The sequence below is a fragment of the Mesorhizobium sp. M8A.F.Ca.ET.161.01.1.1 genome (assembly GCF_004792105.1).
GTDB lineage: Bacteria > Pseudomonadota > Alphaproteobacteria > Rhizobiales > Rhizobiaceae > Mesorhizobium.
Genome location: NZ_SRTD01000432.1, coordinates 1 through 293 on the forward strand (window position 1 = coordinate 1; position 293 = coordinate 293).

At 64.5% G+C, this 293-nt stretch carries 1 protein-coding gene; it reads right to left on the minus strand.

Annotation, left to right across the window (positions count from 1 at the left end):
* Positions 1 to 293 (minus strand): efflux RND transporter permease subunit (locus EN804_RS36410; RefSeq protein WP_135922429.1); only part of this gene is annotated, 293 nt, incomplete at both ends.

Consider the following 293-nt stretch of genomic DNA (forward strand, 5'->3'; position numbering starts at 1 on the left):
GTGTGCTCTTCCGATCTCGCACGGGCGATGATGTCGACGAGGTAGATGTCGTCCCGCATCTGGGTGATCTTCGAGCCGGACAGCACCGCGTTGATCGTCTCGGAGAGCTGCTGCGAGGAGATGCCCAGCGCACGCGCCCGGTCCTGGTCGACATCGACCATGATCACCTTGGCAGGCTCGTTCCAGTCATAGTTGATGTTGCGCACCGCGGCGTCGCTGCCCAGCACCTGCGCGAACTGCTGTGCGAGGCCGCGCGTCTTGTCCGGGTCCGGACCCGAGACGCGGAACTTCAG